The 18,821-nt window shown below is 63.0% G+C and carries 16 protein-coding genes; 12 read left to right on the top strand and 4 right to left on the bottom strand.

Annotation, left to right across the window (positions count from 1 at the left end; translation table 11 throughout):
• The first annotated feature begins 176 nt into the window (after positions 1 to 176).
• From AC02Y0_RS02105 to AC02Y0_RS02095, 3 genes are all read left to right on the top strand, one after another.
• Entirely contained in the window at positions 177 to 1,559 is a 1,383-nt protein-coding gene (locus tag AC02Y0_RS02105) for a bifunctional enoyl-CoA hydratase/phosphate acetyltransferase (protein ID WP_476383944.1), read from the top strand.
• Complete coding sequence (locus AC02Y0_RS02100; RefSeq protein ID WP_476382039.1) at positions 1,556 to 2,731, top strand: acetate/propionate family kinase; 1,176 nt, start codon at positions 1,556 to 1,558, stop codon at positions 2,729 to 2,731. Before AC02Y0_RS02105 ends, AC02Y0_RS02100 begins: the two co-directional genes overlap by 4 nt.
• An 80-nt stretch (positions 2,732 to 2,811) precedes the next feature.
• Positions 2,812 to 4,005 carry an alpha-D-ribose 1-methylphosphonate 5-triphosphate diphosphatase gene (locus AC02Y0_RS02095; RefSeq protein ID WP_476382037.1) on the top strand — a complete coding sequence of 398 codons (1,194 nt, stop codon included), beginning with the start codon at positions 2,812 to 2,814 and terminating at the stop codon, positions 4,003 to 4,005.
• Between the two features lie 21 nt (positions 4,006 to 4,026).
• Here AC02Y0_RS02095 and AC02Y0_RS02090 read toward each other — a convergent pair whose 3' ends face one another.
• Positions 4,027 to 5,079 (bottom strand): dipeptidase, encoded by a 1,053-nt coding sequence (locus AC02Y0_RS02090; RefSeq protein WP_476382035.1) that lies wholly within the window; start codon positions 5,077 to 5,079, stop codon positions 4,027 to 4,029.
• 143 nt (positions 5,080 to 5,222) lie between these two features.
• Entirely contained in the window at positions 5,223 to 6,647 is a 1,425-nt protein-coding gene (locus AC02Y0_RS02085; protein ID WP_476382033.1) for an amidase, read from the bottom strand.
• Between the two features lie 435 nt (positions 6,648 to 7,082).
• Between AC02Y0_RS02085 and AC02Y0_RS02080 the strand changes: the two genes are divergently transcribed.
• The 8 genes from AC02Y0_RS02080 to AC02Y0_RS02045 all read left to right on the top strand — a co-directional run bounded on the left by AC02Y0_RS02080 (position 7,083) and on the right by AC02Y0_RS02045 (position 16,284).
• Positions 7,083 to 8,183, top strand: a complete 1,101-nt coding sequence (locus AC02Y0_RS02080; protein ID WP_476382031.1) for an ABC transporter ATP-binding protein — start codon at positions 7,083 to 7,085, stop codon at positions 8,181 to 8,183.
• A gap of 11 nt (positions 8,184 to 8,194) precedes the next feature.
• On the top strand, positions 8,195 to 9,109 hold the full coding sequence (locus AC02Y0_RS02075) for an ABC transporter permease (RefSeq protein ID WP_476383942.1): 915 nt from the start codon (positions 8,195 to 8,197) through the stop codon (positions 9,107 to 9,109).
• Positions 9,102 to 9,911, top strand: a complete 810-nt coding sequence (locus AC02Y0_RS02070) for an ABC transporter permease (protein WP_476382029.1) — start codon at positions 9,102 to 9,104, stop codon at positions 9,909 to 9,911. Before AC02Y0_RS02075 ends, AC02Y0_RS02070 begins: the two co-directional genes overlap by 8 nt.
• A 32-nt stretch (positions 9,912 to 9,943) precedes the next feature.
• The gene (locus tag AC02Y0_RS02065; protein WP_476383940.1) at positions 9,944 to 10,978 is read left to right on the top strand and encodes an extracellular solute-binding protein; all 1,035 of its coding nucleotides are present in this window, start codon (positions 9,944 to 9,946) and stop codon (positions 10,976 to 10,978) included.
• Positions 10,979 to 11,045: 67 nt separating this feature from the next.
• A complete protein-coding gene (locus AC02Y0_RS02060) occupies positions 11,046 to 12,227 on the top strand; it encodes a serine hydrolase domain-containing protein (protein ID WP_476383938.1) in 1,182 nt (393 codons plus the stop codon).
• A 17-nt stretch (positions 12,228 to 12,244) separates the two neighbouring features.
• A complete protein-coding gene (locus tag AC02Y0_RS02055) occupies positions 12,245 to 13,915 on the top strand; it encodes an amidohydrolase (protein WP_476382027.1) in 1,671 nt (556 codons plus the stop codon).
• Positions 13,916 to 13,930: 15 nt separating this feature from the next.
• Positions 13,931 to 15,607, top strand: a complete 1,677-nt coding sequence (locus AC02Y0_RS02050) for an amidohydrolase (protein WP_476382025.1) — start codon at positions 13,931 to 13,933, stop codon at positions 15,605 to 15,607.
• Complete coding sequence (locus tag AC02Y0_RS02045; protein WP_476382023.1) at positions 15,604 to 16,284, top strand: TetR/AcrR family transcriptional regulator; 681 nt, start codon at positions 15,604 to 15,606, stop codon at positions 16,282 to 16,284. Before AC02Y0_RS02050 ends, AC02Y0_RS02045 begins: the two co-directional genes overlap by 4 nt.
• On the opposite strand, the gene AC02Y0_RS02040 is transcribed toward AC02Y0_RS02045, so the two are convergent.
• Together AC02Y0_RS02040 and AC02Y0_RS02035 are read right to left on the bottom strand one after the other, a co-directional pair.
• Positions 16,281 to 17,120: an amidohydrolase family protein gene (locus AC02Y0_RS02040; RefSeq protein WP_476382021.1), complete on the bottom strand. Its 840-nt coding sequence runs from the start codon at positions 17,118 to 17,120 to the stop codon at positions 16,281 to 16,283. The two genes, AC02Y0_RS02045 and AC02Y0_RS02040, sit on opposite strands and share 4 nt — an antisense overlap.
• Positions 17,121 to 17,148: 28 nt before the next feature.
• Entirely contained in the window at positions 17,149 to 17,949 is an 801-nt protein-coding gene (locus AC02Y0_RS02035) for an IclR family transcriptional regulator (protein ID WP_476382019.1), read from the bottom strand.
• Positions 17,950 to 18,085: 136 nt separating this feature from the next.
• On the opposite strand from AC02Y0_RS02035, the gene AC02Y0_RS02030 reads away from it, so the two are divergent.
• Positions 18,086 to 18,814 (top strand): SDR family oxidoreductase, encoded by a 729-nt coding sequence (locus tag AC02Y0_RS02030; protein ID WP_476382017.1) that lies wholly within the window; start codon positions 18,086 to 18,088, stop codon positions 18,812 to 18,814.
• Positions 18,815 to 18,821: the final 7 nt, after the last annotated feature.

Below are 18,821 nucleotides of genomic sequence, written 5' to 3'. Positions count from 1 at the left end.
TCTCCCACAAGGGGGAGAGGCGCCCCTCCTGCACCCCCAAGACTTTCGTCCCACCGCCCCTTGACCCAAGTCAAGGACAGCCCACCCTACACCACAGAGATTGCCCCTCAGGGTTGGCCATGCTGACGAAGCAGACCGACCACAGGATGAACGGATCGGGGGAGGACGGTTCGACAATGGAAGACGAAAGCGACATGGAAAGACCAGTCCTCACCAACCGCACCTTCGACGAGCTGAAGCTCGGCGATGCGGCCAGCATCACCCGCGTCATCGGCCCCGATGACATCGAACTCTTCGCGGCGCTGTCCGGCGACAACAATCCCGTGCCGCTCGGCCAGTCGCTGATCCCGGCCGGCATGATCTCGGCGGTCCTCGACACGCGCCTGCCCGGCCCAGGCACCGTCTATCTCGGCCAGGATCTGGAATTCTGGAAGGACATCGCGACCGGCGACCGCATTACTGCGACCGTCACCCTGATGACCAAGGAAAGCGATGGCAGGACGCTAATCTTCGACACCCGCGCCGTGAACCAGCATGGCGAGCCGGTGCTCGCCGGCAAGGCCCGCGTTCGGGCGCCAACCGAGCGCATCAGCTGGTCGGAGAACCTTCCGCCGGATGTCTCGCTGCAGCGTCACGACCGCTTCGACGCCATCGTCGCTGAGGCCCGCAGCCTGCCAATGGTGAAGACGGCCCTCGTCCACCCCTGCTCACCGGAGGCGATCGAGGCGGCCGTCGAGATCCGCGATGAAGGCCTGCTGGAGCCGATCCTGATCGGGCCGGAGGCGAAGATCCGCGCCGCCGCCGAACAGGCCGGCATATCCATCGACGGCTTCGAGATCCTCCATACCGAACACAGCCATGCGGCGGCGGCCCTTGCCGTCGAGCTTGCGGTTGCCGGCAAGGTCGGCTCGGTCATGAAAGGCAGTCTGCATTCCGACGAGCTGCTTGGCGCGGTCGTCGGCAGCGGCTCGGGGCTCAGAACCGAACGCCGAGTCAGCCATGTCTATGTCATGGATGTCCCCGCCTATTCCAAGCCCCTGATTGTCACGGATGCGGCGATCAACATCGCCCCCACCCTCGAGCACAAGCGCGACATCTGCCAGAACGCCGTCGATCTCATGCATATGCTGGGCGTGGCCGAGCCAAAGGTCGCCGTGCTCGCCGCCGTCGAAACGGTCAATGACAAGATGCCGGCAACGCTCGAGGCGGCGGCCCTCACCGTGATGGCCGCGCGTGGCCAGATCAAGGGGGCCAAGGTCGACGGACCGCTTGCCTTTGACAATGCAATCAGCATGGAGGCCGCCCGCACCAAGGGCATCATTTCGCCCGTCGCCGGTGACGCCGACATCCTGCTGGTGCCGGATCTCGAGGCCGGCAACATGCTCGCCAAACAACTCCTATACTTCGCCAATGCAGATGCCGCCGGCCTGGTGCTCGGCGCCCGCGTGCCGATCATTCTGACCAGCCGCTCGGATAGCCTGAGGGTCCGCATCGCCTCGGCCGCCCTGGCGAAACTCGTCGCCGCCAAGCGTGCGGCAGCCCTTGGTGGCAAGTCATGAGCCAGAAACTGCTGCTGACCTTCAATGCCGGCTCTTCCACGGTGAAGATCGGCATCTTCGCCCGCGAGGCGGATGGAGCAAAACGCATCGGCAAGGGTGTCATCGACTTCCGCGCCGAGCCGCTGACCTTTCATCTGGTCGAAGGCCCCGCCGTCTTCGACGTGCCGCTGGTGGCCAAGACCGATGACCTGCTGCACGACGTTCTCGAAGAGGTCTTCGACTGGCTGTCCGAGCACTACGATCTCGACGCCGTCTCGGCCATCGGCCACCGCGTGGTGCATGGCGGCGATCTCTTTGCAGATGCCGTCAGGGTCGATGACACCAGCCTCGCCGGCATCGAGAGCCTGGTGACGCTCGCGCCGCTCCACCAGCCGCAGAACCTCCGCCTCATCCGCGCCATCGCCGAGCTAAAATCCGGCCTGCCCCAGACCGCATCCTTCGACACCGCTTTCCACCGGACACAATCCGATACCGTGCGCCGCTTCGCCATACCGCGCGAGTGGTTTGACAAGGGCGTCAAGCGCTATGGCTTTCACGGCCTGTCCTATGAGTATGTCGCGGGCGCCTTAAAGACGCTCGAACCGGAAACGGCCGGCGGCCGCGCCGTCATCGCCCATCTCGGCTCCGGTGCCAGCCTCTGCGCACTCGAGAATGGCGTGAGCCGGGACACCTCCATGGGCTTTTCCACCATCGACGGCGTACCCATGGCGACCCGTTCCGGCGCAATCGATCCGGGCGTGCTGTTCCACCTGATAGAGGCCCACGGGCTGAGCATCGGGCAAGTCGAGGACCTGATCTACAAACGGTCTGGCCTGCTCGGTCTCTCCGGCATCAGTGCCGATAGCCGGGTACTGCTGGAGACCCCGTCGAAGGAAGCCTGCGAAGCGCTCGATGTCTTCACCTTCCGCATCGCAGGCGAAGTGGCGCGGCTCTCAGCCACGCTCGGCGGCCTGGACACGCTGGTCTTCACCGCCGGCATCGGCGAGAACCAGCCGGCAATCCGCCGATCGGTGGTCGAGCGCCTTCGCTTCCTCGGTCTGCTCCTGGATGGCGAGGCCAACGACCGCAGTGAAGCAGTCATTTCGCGCGAGGAGAGCCGGGTGAAGATCCGCGTGATCGAGACCGACGAGGAACGGGTGATCGCCGACGATTGCCTGAGACTCGTCGGCTAGGAATATCCGCCAGCACTGACACCAAAGCGTCATGAAACGCGCCTAGAGACGCCTCGACGAGAGCGGATGGAGATGCGGTCATGCTGAGACAGACGAATGCCACGGGTGAAACCCATGACGCAGCGCGCGGCGAGGCACTGGTGCTCTCCAATGCCCGCGTTGTCACACCAAGCCATGTCCTGCATGGCTCGGTGCTGATTGAAAACGGGAAGATCACGGAGATCCACGAGGGACCGTCGCGCCATGCCGACGCGCTTGATTTTGTCGGCGACTACCTGTTGCCCGGCCTTGTCGATATCCACACCGACCATTTCGAGAAACACCTCTATCCCCGCGCCCATGTGCGCTGGGATTTCATGCGCGCGGCCCTGGCCCACGACGCCCAGATCATTGGTGGCGGTGTCACCACCGTCTTCGACAGCCTCTGCGTCGGCGCAACCACCGACAATCCGGAACGGGCCGAGATCCTGAAACCGATGATCGAGGCGCTGGAGCAGGCGCAGAGCTCCGGCATGCTGCGCGCCGAACATCTCGTTCACCTGCGCTGCGAACTGACGGACCCGGTGACCCCGCAACTGACAGCCGACAATATCGACCGCGAGATCGTCCGCGTCATCTCCATCATGGAACACCTGCCCGGCATCCGGCAGAGCCGCGACATCGACGCCTATGTCGCAAGAGCCTGCAAATCGACGGGCGAGAGCCCCGATCTTGTGCGCGAAAAGATCAAGGTGCTGGTGGCGGAAAAGAGCCATATCGCCGCCACGACCCGGCCTGATATCGTCGCCCTTGCCCGCACGCGCTCCATGCCGCTGATGAGCCATGACGACACCGATATCGCCCACATCGAGGAAGGCGTGGCAGAGGGCGTGTCGATTTCGGAATTCCCCTGCTCGATCGAAGCGGCGCAGGCCGCAAGGGCGGCTGGCATGTCAATCGTTGCCGGTGCTCCGAACCTGGTGCGCGGCGGCTCCCAATCCGGCAACATCGCCGTGCGCGACCTGCTAGCAGCAAGGCTCGTCGATATCCTGGCTTCAGACTACGTCCCACGCTCCATGCTCGATGCAGCCTTCATGATCTCAGCCGATCCGGGTCTGGACTACGACCTGCCGAGCGCTGTTGCCATGGTAACCCGCAGCCCGGCACTCGCCGGCGGCTTGACGGATCGCGGTGCCATCGAAACCGGCTTGAAGGCCGACCTGATCCGCGTCAACCTGTACGATGGCCATCCCTTCGCCAAGTCGGTGTGGCGCTCCGGTCACCGCGTCGCCTGAGCGGAAGCGCCCTCCCCGCGTTTACTCGTGCCAAGCGGACGCCAGCACCCGCAGCCAGTTTTCCCGGCAGATCTTGTCGAGTTCGGCAGCACCGTAGCCGCGCTCCTTCAGCGCGGTCACAAGCCGTTGGTTGCCGGCAGCATCGCCGATAACGTTCGGTATCGTCGCCCCGTCGAAGTCAGACCCCAGCGCCACGCAGTCGATCCCCATGCGCTCTACGAGATAATCGATATGGCTGACCATGGTCGCAAGCGACGTCTCCGCATCGTCGCGCCCATCAGGACGCAGCATGGTGACGGCATAGTTGAGACCCACGAGCCCGTGGCTCGCCTTGATCGCATCCATCTGCCGGTCCGTCAGGTTGCGGGCAACAGGCGTCAATGCATGCACATTGGAATGGCTGGCGATCAGCGGCTGATCGCTCAGGCGCTCGACGTCCCAGAAGCCCTTCTCGGTGATATGGGCAAGATCGATCAGAATGCCGAGCCGGTTGCAGGCCCGGATCAGATCCTCCCCGGCGCGGGTCAGGCCGGGCCCTGTATCGGGCGAACTCGGATAGGCGAAGGGTACCCCATGGCCGAAAATATTGTGACGGCTCCAGACCGGGCCGAGCGAACGCAGGCCAGCGGCGTAGAAAACCTCAAGCGCATCGAGATCGGCATCGATGGCCTCGCAGCCTTCCATATGCATCACGGCGGCAAACACGCCATCATCCATGGCTTGCCGGATGTCGCGTGTCGAGCGGCAGAGCCGCCAGCTTCCGTCCTGATCGAGACGATGGGCGATGGCCGCCATTTCCATCGCGATATCCAGGGAAGCCTGGCGATCGAGCGGCGGATCGAGCGGTGTCGCATAGTGCCCGTTGGCATCAGGCTCGCGCAGCGTGAAATCATGCGGCGACGGAATGTAGATGGCACAGAGACCACCGGCGAGACCACCCCGCTTGGCCCGGGGTGCATCGATATGCCCGGCGCTGGTTCCGTTGCGGAATTCGGCCACGGGGTTGCGACCTTCCGTTCCACTGCGCCAGAGGCGGAGGAGAACATCATTATGGCCGTCGAAAACGAGATTCATGCAGGCAGATCCAGAAAATGGCATCCAGGTGTGGACCCGGACGGGAGGGGATGGCTGGGCGTCGAAGCAAAACTGTTTCGGAATCGTTGGACGAAATCATGTCGCGCTTCAAGTCAGGCGACGATTTAACCGGGAAGAAGTGTTCAAGAGAGCGGCGGTATTTGTGTGAGCCAGTCGGTGGCGGCCTCGTAAGCGGCGGCAACAGACAGAACCTGCGCATCCGCGCGGGGTTGGCCGATCAGCTGGAAGCCGGTGGGCAGGCCCTGCGGCGAGAATCCGGCCGGAAGTGCCGCGACCGGCAGACCCGCCATGCTCGGGCCAATCACCACCTCCATCCAGCGGTGATAGGTATCCATGTGTTTACCCGCGATCTCGCGCGGCCAGGGGATATCGGCATCGAAGGGGAACACCTGGGCGGCGGGCGCGATCAGGTAGTCATGGGTCTCGAAGACCTTCGACAGCGCCTGATACCAGGCCGTCCGCACCGCTGACGCCTCGTAGACATCCGCAGCATTGATCCTGAGGCCCGACCGGACCTCGTAGAGGATCTCCGGCTTCAGCGAACCGCGCCGGCTGGGATCTTCGTAATAGTCGCGCATGCTGCCGGCGGTGAAGAAGCTGCGCAGCGTCGTCCAGGCCCACCAGAGCCTGTTCATGTCGAAATCGATGCGAACAGACTCAACCGCAAACCCGAGCCGCTCGAACACACCGAGCGCCTTTTCGTTGAGATCAAGCACACCCGGTTCGAAGGGAAGATGCGCCCCGAAATCGCCGAGCCAGCCGATCCGCCCGCCCTTGGCCGCCATCTCGCGGTCGAGGGCAAGCGACCCACTCTCGAACGAGCTGGGATCGCGCGCATCGAAACCGGATTGCACGTTGAGAAGCGTCACAACATCCTCGACGGAGCGCCCCATCGGCCCGAGAGTCGCGAGCTGATTGAGATAGGCATCGCGACCAGGCAGAGCCGGGATACGACCGAAGCTTGGTCGGAATCCGACCACGTTGTTGAAGGCCGCCGGATTGCGGAGCGATCCCATCATGTCGCTGCCATCAGCGATCGGCACGAGCCGCGCCGCAAGCGCCGCCCCTGCCCCACCGCTGGAGCCACCGGCCGAACGGCTCAGGTCCCAGGGATTGCGCGTCACACCGAAGACGGGATTGTAGCTATGCGAACCGAAGCCCCATTCCGGCGTATTGGTCTTACCGATGATGATGGCACCGGCCGCGCGGATACGCTCGAGCTGGATATCATCGAAATCGGGCACATAGTCGTGGAAGAGCGGCGAGCCATAGGTGCAGAGAATGCCTTTCGCCTCGCTCAGATCCTTGATCGCAATCGGCACGCCATGCAGCGCGCCAAGAGCAGCGCCCTGCTTTCGCTCACCATCCCTGGCTCTGGCTTCGGCGATGAGAACTTCGCGCGGTCTGAGGCTCACAAGGGCATTGATCTTTGGATTGAGCCGTTCGATCCTGTCGAGGCAGGACACCATGAGCTCTTCGCAGGTCATGCGCTGCGTATCGAGCGCGGCGAGGAGTTCGGTGAGGGACAGGGAGATCGGATCGGACACGCATGGCTCCTGACGGATGGGCCGCTCGGGCCGGGCAGATACCAACGATGGAGCCCCCGCCTGAGCTCTGTCAAGCGCTGGGCCGAGCGCCTCACGCAGGCCTGCCATGCACATCCGGAATTCTTTGGACCTGCCGAAAATAAAAATGGTCAAACGACCAAATTAGAGGCAACATGCCACAAAAGAGGAAGATGCAGAGGCCGTCGAGCTGCATCTCCGAAACACGGGAACCTCGACGAAACAAGGCAAAAGCCGGCAAATTCCCTGTTCCGGGATCATGTTGCAGGCGATGCCGAAGGGGAGAGCTCAGCATGCCGAAAAGCTGGCACGTGACTTGCGTGACATCATCTGCGCCACCCCGTGACCGGCATCCTCTGCCGACCGACGGGTCGACCAAAGCACATCGCGCATAACCCGAACGCCAGGGGGCACGGCTTGAGTTCCGCATCAGACAAGGCAGCCATCGAAATCCGCGGCGTCAGCCGCGTCTATGGAACCGGACCCGACAAGGTCACAGCACTCGACGGGATCTTTCTCAAGATCAAGGAAAACGAGTTCTTCACGCTGCTGGGGCCGTCCGGCTGCGGCAAGACCACGCTTCTGCGGCTGATCGCCGGCTTCGATTTCCCGACAACGGGCGAAATCCTGCTGCACGGCGAAGACATCGCACCGCTGCCGCCCTTCAGGCGGCCGGTCAACACCGTTTTCCAGTCCTACGCCCTCTTCCCGCATATGTCGGTCGCCGACAACATCGGCTTCGGCCTGAAGATGCTCGGCAAGCCGAAGGCCGAGATCGAAGCGCGCGTCGCCGAAATGCTGGATCTCGTGCACATGACCAAGTTGCGCGACCGCCAGGTGAGCCAGATCTCCGGCGGCCAGCAGCAGCGCGTGGCGCTTGCCCGAGCACTCGCGCCGAAGCCGAAGGTCCTGCTTCTCGACGAGCCGCTGTCGGCGCTTGACTACAAGCTGCGCAAGGAAATGCAGATCGAGCTGAAGCGCGTGCAGGCCGAAACCGGCATCACCTTCATCTTCGTCACCCATGACCAGGAAGAGGCTCTGACCATGTCGGACCGCATTGCGGTCATGTCGACGGGCAGCCTCCGCCAGGTGGGTTCCCCGTGGGACATCTACGATCGTCCGGCCGAGCGCTTCGTCGCCGACTTCATCGGCGAGACCAACTTCCTCGAGGTAGAGGTCGCCTCCGTCACCGGTGATCGGGCGAGCGTCCGGCTACGGTCCGGCCGCGAGATCCCGGCGACCTTCCCGGACAACACGACCCCTTCGGGCAAGGTAACCATCGTCATCCGTCCCGAACATGCCAAGATCGTCGCTCCGTCACCCGAGGCAACGCTGCAGGGCACGATCGAAAGCATCGTCTATCTCGGCACGGACACCAACATAAACGTGCGTCTGGAGGGCGGGTCGCTCTTCAGCGTTCGCCAGCAGAACAGCCGCAGCGGCTGCTGTGTGGAGACCGAAGGCCAGACGGTCGGCATCCTTGTCAGCGACGATGTCGCGCAGATCCTGAGGGATTGACCATGAGCGCGATGAAAACGGCCCCCGAAACTGCCAGATCGCGCGATGTCAAAAACCGTTGGTTGCTCAGCCTCCCGGCCCTCGCGATCATCTTCGTCGCCGCACTTGGTCCGCTCTTCGTCATGGTGCTCTATTCCTTTCTGGAGAAGGGCGACTACGGCGACGTCAAGTTCGGCACCTTCTCGCTCGAAGGCTGGACCTCGGTGTTCATGCAGCGCGATATCTTCGATGACACGCTGGGCATCGCCGACGCGCATCTGGCGATCTTCTGGCGCTCCATCTCGCTTTCGCTCCAGACGACCATTTTCACCCTGATCCTGGGTTTCCCGACCGCCTATTTCATCGCGACGCGACCGGCCCGGACCCGCGAAATCTGGGTCTTCCTGATCACCATCCCCTTCTGGACCAACCTTCTGATCCGCACCTTTGCCATGCAGCAGGTTATCCGCAACGAAGGCATCCTCAACAACCTGCTGATCTGGCTCGGCGTCATCGATACCCCCCTCCAGATCATCTATACCGACACGGCCACCCTGCTCGGCATGACCTATGTCTACCTGCCGCTGATGGTGCTGCCGCTTTATGCCTCGATCGAGAAACTCGATTTCCGGCTGGTCGAGGCCGGCTACGACCTCTACGCAAACCGCCTGCAGGTGCTCTGGCGGATCGTCATCCCGCTGGTGAAGCCCGGCCTGATCGCAGGCTCCATTCTCGTCTTCATCCCCTCGCTCGGCGCCTATGTCATCCCGCGCGTGCTGGGCGGGGGCAAGAACCTGATGCTCGGCAACCTGATCGAACTGCAGTTCGGCTCTGGTCGCAACTGGCCGCTCGGGGCCGCAATGTCCATCACGCTGATGGCCCTCGTCATGATCGCCCTGCTCTTCTATGTCCGCAACGCCGCGAAATCGGGGGTGCGTCATGGCTGAACGTCGCTTCGACATCCGCTCGCAGCCGGGCTTCGGCCTGATCGCGCTCTTCACCTTCTTCGCGCTCTATCTGCCGATTGCAACCCTCGTCGCCTATTCCTTCAACGCCAATGACTCGCTCTCGAGCTGGGGCGGTTTCTCACTGCGCTGGTTTGCATCCGCCTTGGAGAATGGTACGGCGCAGGAGGCGGCGCTTCGTTCGGTGATCATCGCCCTCTGGGCAGCGGGGCTCGCAACGATCGCCGCGACCATGGCCGCGCTGGCAACGACGCGCACAGAGCCCTATCGCGGCCTTACGGCGAAGTATGCTGTTATCAACCAGCCGCTGATGATCCCGGAAATCGTCACGGCGGTGGCGCTCCTGATCGTCTTCTCGCGCATCAAGGTCTGGACCGGCTATTCCGGCCTTGGCTACCTGATCATGGCGCATACGGCGTTCTGCATTCCCTTCGCCTATCTGCCCATCCGGGCACGTCTGGAAAGCATGGACCTGACGCTGGAGCGGGCAGCGGCCGATCTCTACGCCACGCCCTGGCAGGCCTTCCGCTCCGTGACATTTCCCCTGCTGCGGCCGGCCATCATCGCGGGCTTCATGCTCGCCTTCGTGATCTCGTTGGATGACGTCGTCATCACCGAATTCGTCAAATCCGGCGGGCAGGACACGCTGCCCACCTACATGCTCGGCCAGATCCGGCGCGAGACGACACCCGAAATCAACGCCATCGCCACGATCTTCCTGGCCGCCTCGACGGTGCTGATCGTGATCTTCTTCTTCATCAACCGGCGCAAGCCGCAAGCATAACGACAACCAAAAGAGAGGAACGGAGAATGACAATGAAATGGATGACGACCACGGCAATTGCCGCCATCTCGGTGCTGGGTTTCGCAGGTGCGGCCTCGGCCGCCGGCGAGCTCAACATCTACAACTGGGGTGACTATACGAGCCCCGAGATGATCAAGAAGTTCGAGGAGCAGTTCGACGTCAAGGTGACGATCACCGACTATGACTCCAACGACACTGCCCTTGCCAAGGTCCGCGCCGGCGGCCATGGCTTCGACATCGTCGTGCCCTCGGCCAACTACATGCCGATCTGGATCAACGAAGGCCTGCTGCTCGAAGCCCGTCCTGACCAGATGGAAAACTTCAAGAATGTCGACCCGCGCTGGGCGGATGTCGAATGGGATCCGGGCCGCCGCTACTCGGTTCCGTGGCAGTGGGGTGTGACTGGCATCGGCGTCAACACCAAGTTCTACAAGGGTGACATCAACACCTCGGCCATTTTCCTCGATCCGCCGGAAGAGCTGGTCGGCAAGCTGAACGTCACGCCCGAAATGAACGACGTTCTCTTCGCCACCATCAAGTATTTTGGCGGCGCCTGGTGCACGACCGACAAGGAAGTGCTGATGAAGGTCCGCGACAAGCTCGTCGAAGCCAAGGCCAAGTGGCTCGCCATGGACTACAGCGTCACCGACAAGCTGCCGACCGGCGACTATGCGGGCGTCTACTACTGGAACGGCGCCATCATGCGTTCGCGCCTGCAGAACCCGGAGGTCAAGTTCGGCTATCCGAAGGAAGGCTATCCTGTCTTCATGGACAGCGTCGTCATCCTCAAGGATGCGAAGAACGTCGACAACGCCAAGGCCTTCATGAACTTCATCATGGCCCCGGAAAATGCGGCCATGCTGTCGAACTTCGCCAAGTATGCCAACGGCATCAAGGGTTCGGAAGCGTTCATGGACAAGGAGATGCAGGGCGCGCCGGAACTGGTTATCCCCGCAGAACTGGAGAGTGCCGGCGAGTTCCTGCTGAGCTGCGAACCTGACGTGCAGCAGCTCTACACCCGGATCTGGACCGAAGTTCAGAAGTAACCTCGACCCAAAACAAAAAACAGAAACGGGAGGGCCAATGGCCCTCCCGCAGGAGGAGCACACCCTGATGACGACGCAGTTTGCCGAGGCCTATGGTTTCGAAAGACGGGACGTGACGCTTGCCAACTGGCGCACGGCCCCTTTCAGCCGTTTCAGCTTCGGCCATGCCGAGGAGGTGGTGCCGAGCGCCAGGATCTCTGCAGGCGCCGAAGAGCCCGAGGGCTCGCCGGTGGTCTCCAACCTCATGCGCCAGTCACTCCCTGAGGGGCTTGCCGGACAGCCTGATGTCGGCGCCTATCTCGACTATGCCCACACGGATGCCTTCGTCCTGATGAAGTCGGGCCGCATCGTCGCCGAACACTATGCCCCGCATGCCGGCGTCGACCAGCGTCACATCGTCTTTTCGATCAGCAAGTCGCTGACCGCTCTGGTGATCGCGACCCTGGAAGCCGACGGGCTTATGGATCCCGACGCCCCGGTCACCAGTCTCCTGCCCGAAGCGGCAGGCTCCGCCTATGGCGACTGCACCATCCGCAACGTGCTCGACATGCGCGTCAGCCTCGCCTTCGACGAGGCCTATCTCAACACCGATGGCGCCTATGCCCGCTATCGCCGCGCCACGCTCTGGAACCCGGCCGATCCGTCCCAGCCGGATGAGACCCTGCTGGCCTTCCTTCTGACGCTGAAGAAAGACGCCCATCCGCATGGCGGCGCGCATTTCTATGCTTCGCCCAATTCCGACCTTCTCGGCATCCTGATCGAGCGCGCCACCGGCGAACGTTATGCCGACGTCTTGTCGACACGCCTGTGGAAGCCGCTCGGCGCAAGGAACCATGCCAGCGTCACCGTCGATGCCGAGGGCACGGCGCGGGCGGCAGGTGGCATCTCGGTCACCGCCCGCGACCTCGCCCGCGTCGGTGAAATGCTGCGCAACGGCGGCACGGTCGCCGGCAACCGCCTCATTCCCGAAGCCTGGCTCTCCGACATGCTGACGGCTGGCGACCACCAGGCCTGGGTCGACGGCAAGTCCAATTTCTTCCCCAAGGGTCGCTATCGCAGCCAGTGGTACCAGTCGGGTGAACCGGATGGAGCCTTCTGCGCCATCGGCATCCACGGCCAATGGCTCTATGTCGATCCGTCGACGGAAACCGTGATCGTCAAGCTCTCATCGCAGCCCAATCCGCTGGACGACGAGCTGAAACACGACAACTTCGCCTTTTTCCGCGCGCTCAGCGCCTGGACCGCATGAGATCAGAGGAGCCTGAAATGGCAACCACCGCAGACATCATCATCACCAATGGCCGCGTCCTCACCATGGACAGCGCCGCCCCGCGCGCCGAAGCCGTAGCCCTTGCCGGCAACCGCATTCTTGCGGTCGGCAGCGAAGCCGAGGTGAAGGCTCTGGCCGGTCCGACCACAAAGCTAATTGACGCCAAGGGTGCCACCGTGATGCCAGGCTTCAACGAAGCCCATATGCACATCTTCCCGGGCTCCGTGTCGCTGCGCCAGCTGAACCTGCATGGCATCCAGGGCTTCGAGCCCTTGAAGGCCGCCATCCTCGACTATGCGGAAAAGAACCCCGACGAGCCGCTGCTGATGGGCTTTTCCGCCGACTATTCGATCATCTCGCTCACCGAACCCTGCACCCGCCACCATCTCGATGCGATCCTGCCGGACCGTCCTTTCATGATGTTCGCGCCGGATCATCACACCGCCTGGGCCAACACGGCAGCACTGGAGAAGGCGGGCATTCTGCAGGGCAAGGATGTCGGCATCGGCAACGAGATCGTCATGGGGCCCGACGGTCTGGCGAATGGCGAGCTGCGTGAGGGCAATGCCTTCGGCCCGGTCTCGGCGCTGGCCTCTACAGGTGGCCGCGAGGAACTCGGCATGGTCACAGGCATGGACCCGGAAAACGTCACGCCGGAGCAATTCGCTCTCGATCGCGCCATCCTGAAAGCCGGCCTCGACTACTGCGCCTCCTGGGGTGTCACTTCGATCCAGAACTTCGATGGCAATCACTACCAGCTTCGCCTGATGCGCGACCTGGAACTTGCAGGCGAACTTTCCTGCCGCATCCGCATCCCCTACCACATGAAGAACTTCATGGCGCTGGAGGACCTAGACAAGGCGGCCGCGTGGAAGAAAGAATTCGCCACCGACATGCTCCGCGGCGATTTCGTCAAGGTCTTCATGGACGGCGTGCTCGACAGCCAGACCGCCTATATGCTGGACGGTTACGGTGACCGACCGGGCTACACATATGAGCCGCTGTTTACACCGGAAGCCTTCGACGCCATAGCCACCAAGGCCGATGCGCTCGGCCTGCAGGTCGCCGTCCACGCCATCGGCAGCGCCGCGATCCGCCAGACGCTCGACGGCTACGAGGCGGCGTTAAATGCCAATGGCCCACGCGGCAATCGCCACCGCATCGAGCATATCGAGATCATCCATCCAGATGATATTCCCCGCTTTGCCGAACTGGGCATCGTCGCCTCCATGCAGCCGGTGCACTACCCCGGCGGCACCTGCTTCCCGGCAGAACCGACAACGGCCAAGATCGGCGAGGACCGCTGGAACGAGGCCTATGCGTGGCGCACGATGAAGGAAGCCGGCGCGCCCGTCGTCTTCGCCTCCGATTGGCCGGTCTCGCCCGTATCGCCCTTCCAGTGCATCCAGGATGCATTGACCCGGAAACCCTGGAAGGAGGGTCTGAAGGACCAGCGCTTCTCGCTGATGGAGGCGCTCGAAGCCTACACTTCGATCGGCGCCTGGGTGGAGTTCATGGAAGACCGCAAGGGCATGCTGAAGCCCGGCTACCTCGCCGACGTCGTGATCCTCACCAGGGACATCGAAGCCGTGGCACCCCAAGAGATCATGGACACGGTCCGACCCGCCGTCACCATCTGCGACGGCCAGATCACCTTCCAGGCTTGAAGAAAGACACGTCCCATGAGCGCCGATCTCGTCATCCACAATGCCCGCATCCTGACCATGGATGACGAGCATCCGCGCGCGGAAGCGATCGCGCTCACCGGCAACCGGATTTTGGCAGTGGGCGGCAATGCCGAGATTCTGGCGCTGGCGGGACCAATGACACACGTCGTCGATGCCGGTGGCGCAACGGTGCTTCCCGGTTTCAACGAAGCGCATATGCATATCTTCGGCGGCTCGGTCTCGCTCGGCGAACTCTCGCTCTTCGGCGTTAGTGGATTCGACGCCCTGTCAAAATCAGTGCGGGACTATGCGGATGCCAACCCGGACCTGCCGCTGCTTGTCGCCCAGACGGCCGATTATACCATCCTCTCGGAAACCGAACGCGTCACCCGCCACCATCTCGACCGCATCATTCCCGACCGCCCCTTCATGATGGTCGCCCCCGACCGGCACACGGCCTGGGCCAATACCATCGCGCTGGAAAAAGCCGGCATCCTCCACGGCCGCGATGTCGGCGTCGGCAACGAGATCGTCATGGGTGAGGATGGTCTCGCCAATGGCGAGCTGCGCGAAAGCAATGCCATGCGTCCTGTCGCCTCGATGAGCGTGACGGGCGGTCGAGAAGGCCTCGGTGTCGGCACTGGCGGAGATCCCGAACACGTCACCCCGGAAGAGCGCGCCGGGGATATCGCAGTGCTGAAGAAGGGCCTCGCCTATTGCGCATCGCTCGGCATTACGTCGTTCCAGAACATGGACGGCAATCTCTATCAGCTGGAAATGCTGGATGAGATCGAGAAGACGGATGGCTTGGCCGTTCGTGTCCGCATGCCCTATCACATGAAGAACTTCATGCCGCTCACCGATCTGGAAACGAAGGCTGCCGTCTGGAAGGCCCGCTTCGATACGGACAAGCTGCGCTGCAACTTCGTCAAGCTCTTCATGGATGGGGTGACCGAGGGCGAGACCGCCGTCTTCGTCGACGACTACGCCCACAAGCCCGGCTGGAAGGGCGAGCCGCTGTTTTCGGCCGACGCCTTCAATGCGGTCGCGACCGAGGCGAACCGCCTCGGCATGCCGGTCGCGGTCCACGCGATCGGTGACGGCGCGGTCCACATGGTGCTCGACGGCTACGAGGCTTCGATCAACGCCAATGGCCGAAAGGACATGCGCAACCGCGTCGAGCATATCGAGGTTGTCCATCCCGACGACATCAAGCGCTTTGCCGAAACGGGCACCATCGCCTCGATGCAGCCCACCCATCCGCCAGGATCCGCCGGCCTCCCGCTCGAACCCTATCTCACCTATATCGGCCGCGAGCGCTGGCCTCTCGCTTTCGCTTGGAAGACGCTGGTGGATGCAGGCGCCACGATCGTCTTCGCCACCGACTGGCCCGTCTCCCCGCTTCCGCCTTTGAGCTGCATCGGCGACGCCATGACACGCCAGCCCTGGGCGGATGATATGCCCGACCAACGCCTGAGCCTTCAGGAAACGCTCGCCGCCTACACAAGGACCGGCGCCTGGGTCGAAGACATGGAAGACCGCAAGGGCGTGTTGAAACCGGGATATCTGGCAGACGTGGTGCTTCTCTCCGGTGACATCGAGGCGACCGACCCCGCAAGCATCGCCGCGCTTTCTCCCGTGCTCACCATCTGCGACGGCCGCGTCACCTTCGAAGCCGGAGGGGGCCGATGAGCGAGGTAGCGGACGCGACGCGGGAGAAGCCGGCGAACACGCCGGGACGTGGCCGCCCCACAGGCGCCACCCGCAAGGGGCTGGAAACCCGCGTCCGCATCATCAAGGGTGCCCGAGAGGCGCTGGAGGAAGGTGGCATGGAGGCGCTGACGACACGGCGCATCGCCGCCTCCGCCGGCGTCAAGCTCGCGACACTGCACTACTACTTCGACAGCAAGGAAAGCCTGCTGCTCGCCGTGCTCGAAGACCTGATCGCCGAGATGGACGAGGCCTACCGGCAGGATGTCGCCCTGCCGAAAGCCCCGGAGGACAGGGTGGAAGCCCTGATCCGGGCGAGCTGGCGCTATATCCAGCGCACCCGGGGCAAGCAGATCGCCCAGACGGAACTGACGCTCTATGCACTCCGGACCAAGGGCTCGGAATGGCTCGCGGCCCGTCAGTACAATGCCTATATCGACTTCTACGGCCATCTCGTTTTCGAGGACGACAGCGACGAGGAGCTCCGCCGCATCGGCCGCGCCGTCGCCCGCCAGATGCTGATCGGCATCGACGGCATCATCCTGCAGAGCTACGCCCTCGAAGATCTCTCCGCCTCGAATGAGGACATCGAAGCCCTCATCATTGCCATGCGCGGCTATCTCCGCCGTCTCCTGGCAGAGCATGGCAAGGCGCGTTAGGAGAGGCCCCAGATCCGTTTCGCATTACCCGAGAAGAGCTTTTCCTTCTCTTCAATCGTGCAGCAATGCAGCAATGCTTGTGTGGTCGCGACCCAGGTCGAGAGCCCACCGCCCAGCGTGCAGACCGGCCAGTCAGAACCCCAGATCGCGCGGTCGAAGCCGAAGGATGCGATCGTGTGTTCGAAATAGGGTTTGAGATCCTCCAGCGTCCAGTTCTCCAGATTGCCATAGGCCGGGATGCCGGAGATTTTCACGCGGACATTGTCGCGTGTGGCAATGTCGGTGATCCCGGTCTTCCACGTTTCATAGCCATGCCCCTTGATGTCGGGCACGCCGCAATGATCGAGGATGAAGGTGACATCGGGCGCGAGATCGACCAGCGCCTTCGCCTTGTCGATCTGATGCGGCAGCATGCAGAGATCGAAGGTGAGGCCTGTACCGGAGAGCCGCTTCACATTCTCGCGGAACAGCGCCCCCTGGGACACCTCGTCGGGCACCACATGCAGCACGCGGCGGAAGCCCTTGACGAACGGGTTTGCCCGCTGGGCTTCGAGATAGGCGGCAAAGCCCTGTTCTTCTGGGCGGCAGGAGGCGATCACACCTTGGATCAGGCTATCGGTAGCGCGGGACAGTTCCTGCACCATCTCGGTTTCCCGGGGAATGTCTGCGGGCGCCACATCCACCTCCATATGCAGCACCGAGGAAATCCCGAGACGACGCGCCTCCCGCGCATAGGTCTCCCAGGTGAAATCGGCATTGAGCTCCGGGACATCCTTCAGCCAGGGATAGGTGAGACGGTCGCGATAGATGAGATGCAGATGGGTATCGATGATCATGCAAGGCCCCTCCCAAGGCCGTTGAACCTCAATTCGTATCCGAAACGTCCGTCCCCAGACCGGCACCGGCAAGTTCCGAGATCCGCTTTGCCGTTGCGGTCAACGCTTCGATCGTTCTGTTGATGTCGGGCGCCTCGGGCGCATTGATGATGGTAATGTAGGGGATGGTGAGCGCCCCGATGGCCTCGCCATCGGCACTGACGATCGGGGCCGAGAGATTGATGACACCGGCGGTCTGCGCGCTTGGCATCATCTCGTAGCCGCGCGCCCGGATCTGCTCGAGCCGGTCGATAAAGGCCTCTGTCATCCGCCCGTCCGGCCCGCCGCTCGCCACGTGCTCGGCGACCATCATCGCCCGCACCTCCGGGCTTCGAAAGGCGAGCAAGACATGGCCGGAGCCGGTATCGAACAGCCCCATGCGCGAGCCGACCCGGATCGAGATCCCCCAATAGCCCGGCGCCTCCAGCTGCGCGATCACGACCGGATGGCCCCGGTCATAGACGACGATGTGGTTCTCCTGCCGGGTTATCTCCGCCAGCTCGCGCATCAGCGGCATGGCCAGCGAGGCGAGCCGCCGGGTCGGCGCATGCAGCTGCGCGAGGCCAAAAAGCTTCAGCGTCAGAACGTATCGATCACCATCGAGCCGCGCGACATAGCCGCGCTTCACCAGCCGGTCGAGCATCCGGTAGAATTCATTGGGACTGCGGTCGAGTTTCTTGGCGATCTCGGCCTGGCTCAAGCCGCCATCGACGCCCGCCAGAAGCTCGATGATGTCGAGCCCCTTGTCGAGCGCTGGCGCCCGGTAGCGGTCCTGGTCGAGGTCATTCACGTCATTTCTCTCCTTGAAGTCCGAGGTCTGGCCTTGACGTTCATGAATAAATGTTTTGCATATGAATGATGCTCGCATCGACGGTCAGAATATGCAAGGGTCGAGTGACGAGGGATCGGCTGGAGGAGCCAAGAGCATGAACCTTGAGAACAAGCATGTGCTGGTGACGGCTGCCGGCCAGGGCATCGGTCGCGCCAGTGCTCTTGCCTTTGCCCGCGCCGGAGCAACGGTCGTTGCGACCGATATCAACACCGAGGCGCTGGCGAGCCTGGATGGCGAGGCTGGGATTACGACGCGCAAGCTGGATGTCTTGAGCGACGAAGCCGTCAAGGCCGTCGTTGCCGAGACCGGCCCCTTCGACGTTCTGTTCAACTGTGCCGGCGTCGTCCATGCCGGCACGGTCCTGGACATGAACGACAAGGATCTGGACTTCGCCCTCGACCTCAATGTGCGCGCCATGATCCGCACGATCCGGGCCGTCCTGCCCGCGATGCTGGAACGCGGCGATGGCTCGATCATCAACATGGCGTCGGTGGCAAGCGCAATCAAAGGCGTCCCCAACCGCTTCGCCTATACGGTCACCAAGGCAGCCGTGATCGGCCTCACCAAGTCCGTCGCTGCGGACTACGTGACGCAGGGCATCCGCTGCAATGCCATTTGCCCGGGCACTGTCGAAAGCCCCTCGCTGCAGGACCGCATGCGCGCTCAAGGCGACTATGACGCCGCTCGCGCCGCTTTCATCGCCCGTCAACCCATGGGGCGCTTGGGCACCCCGGAAGAAATCGCCGACCTTGCCGTCTATCTCGCCGGCGCCGCCTACACTTCGGGCCAGGCCTATGCCATCGACGGCGGCTGGACGATCTAATATTCAG

It is taken from the genome of Allorhizobium sp. nf9_anc (genome assembly GCF_056323085.1).
Note: the sequence above shows the minus strand (reverse complement) of the source record. Positions and strands in the feature narration are given on the sequence as shown.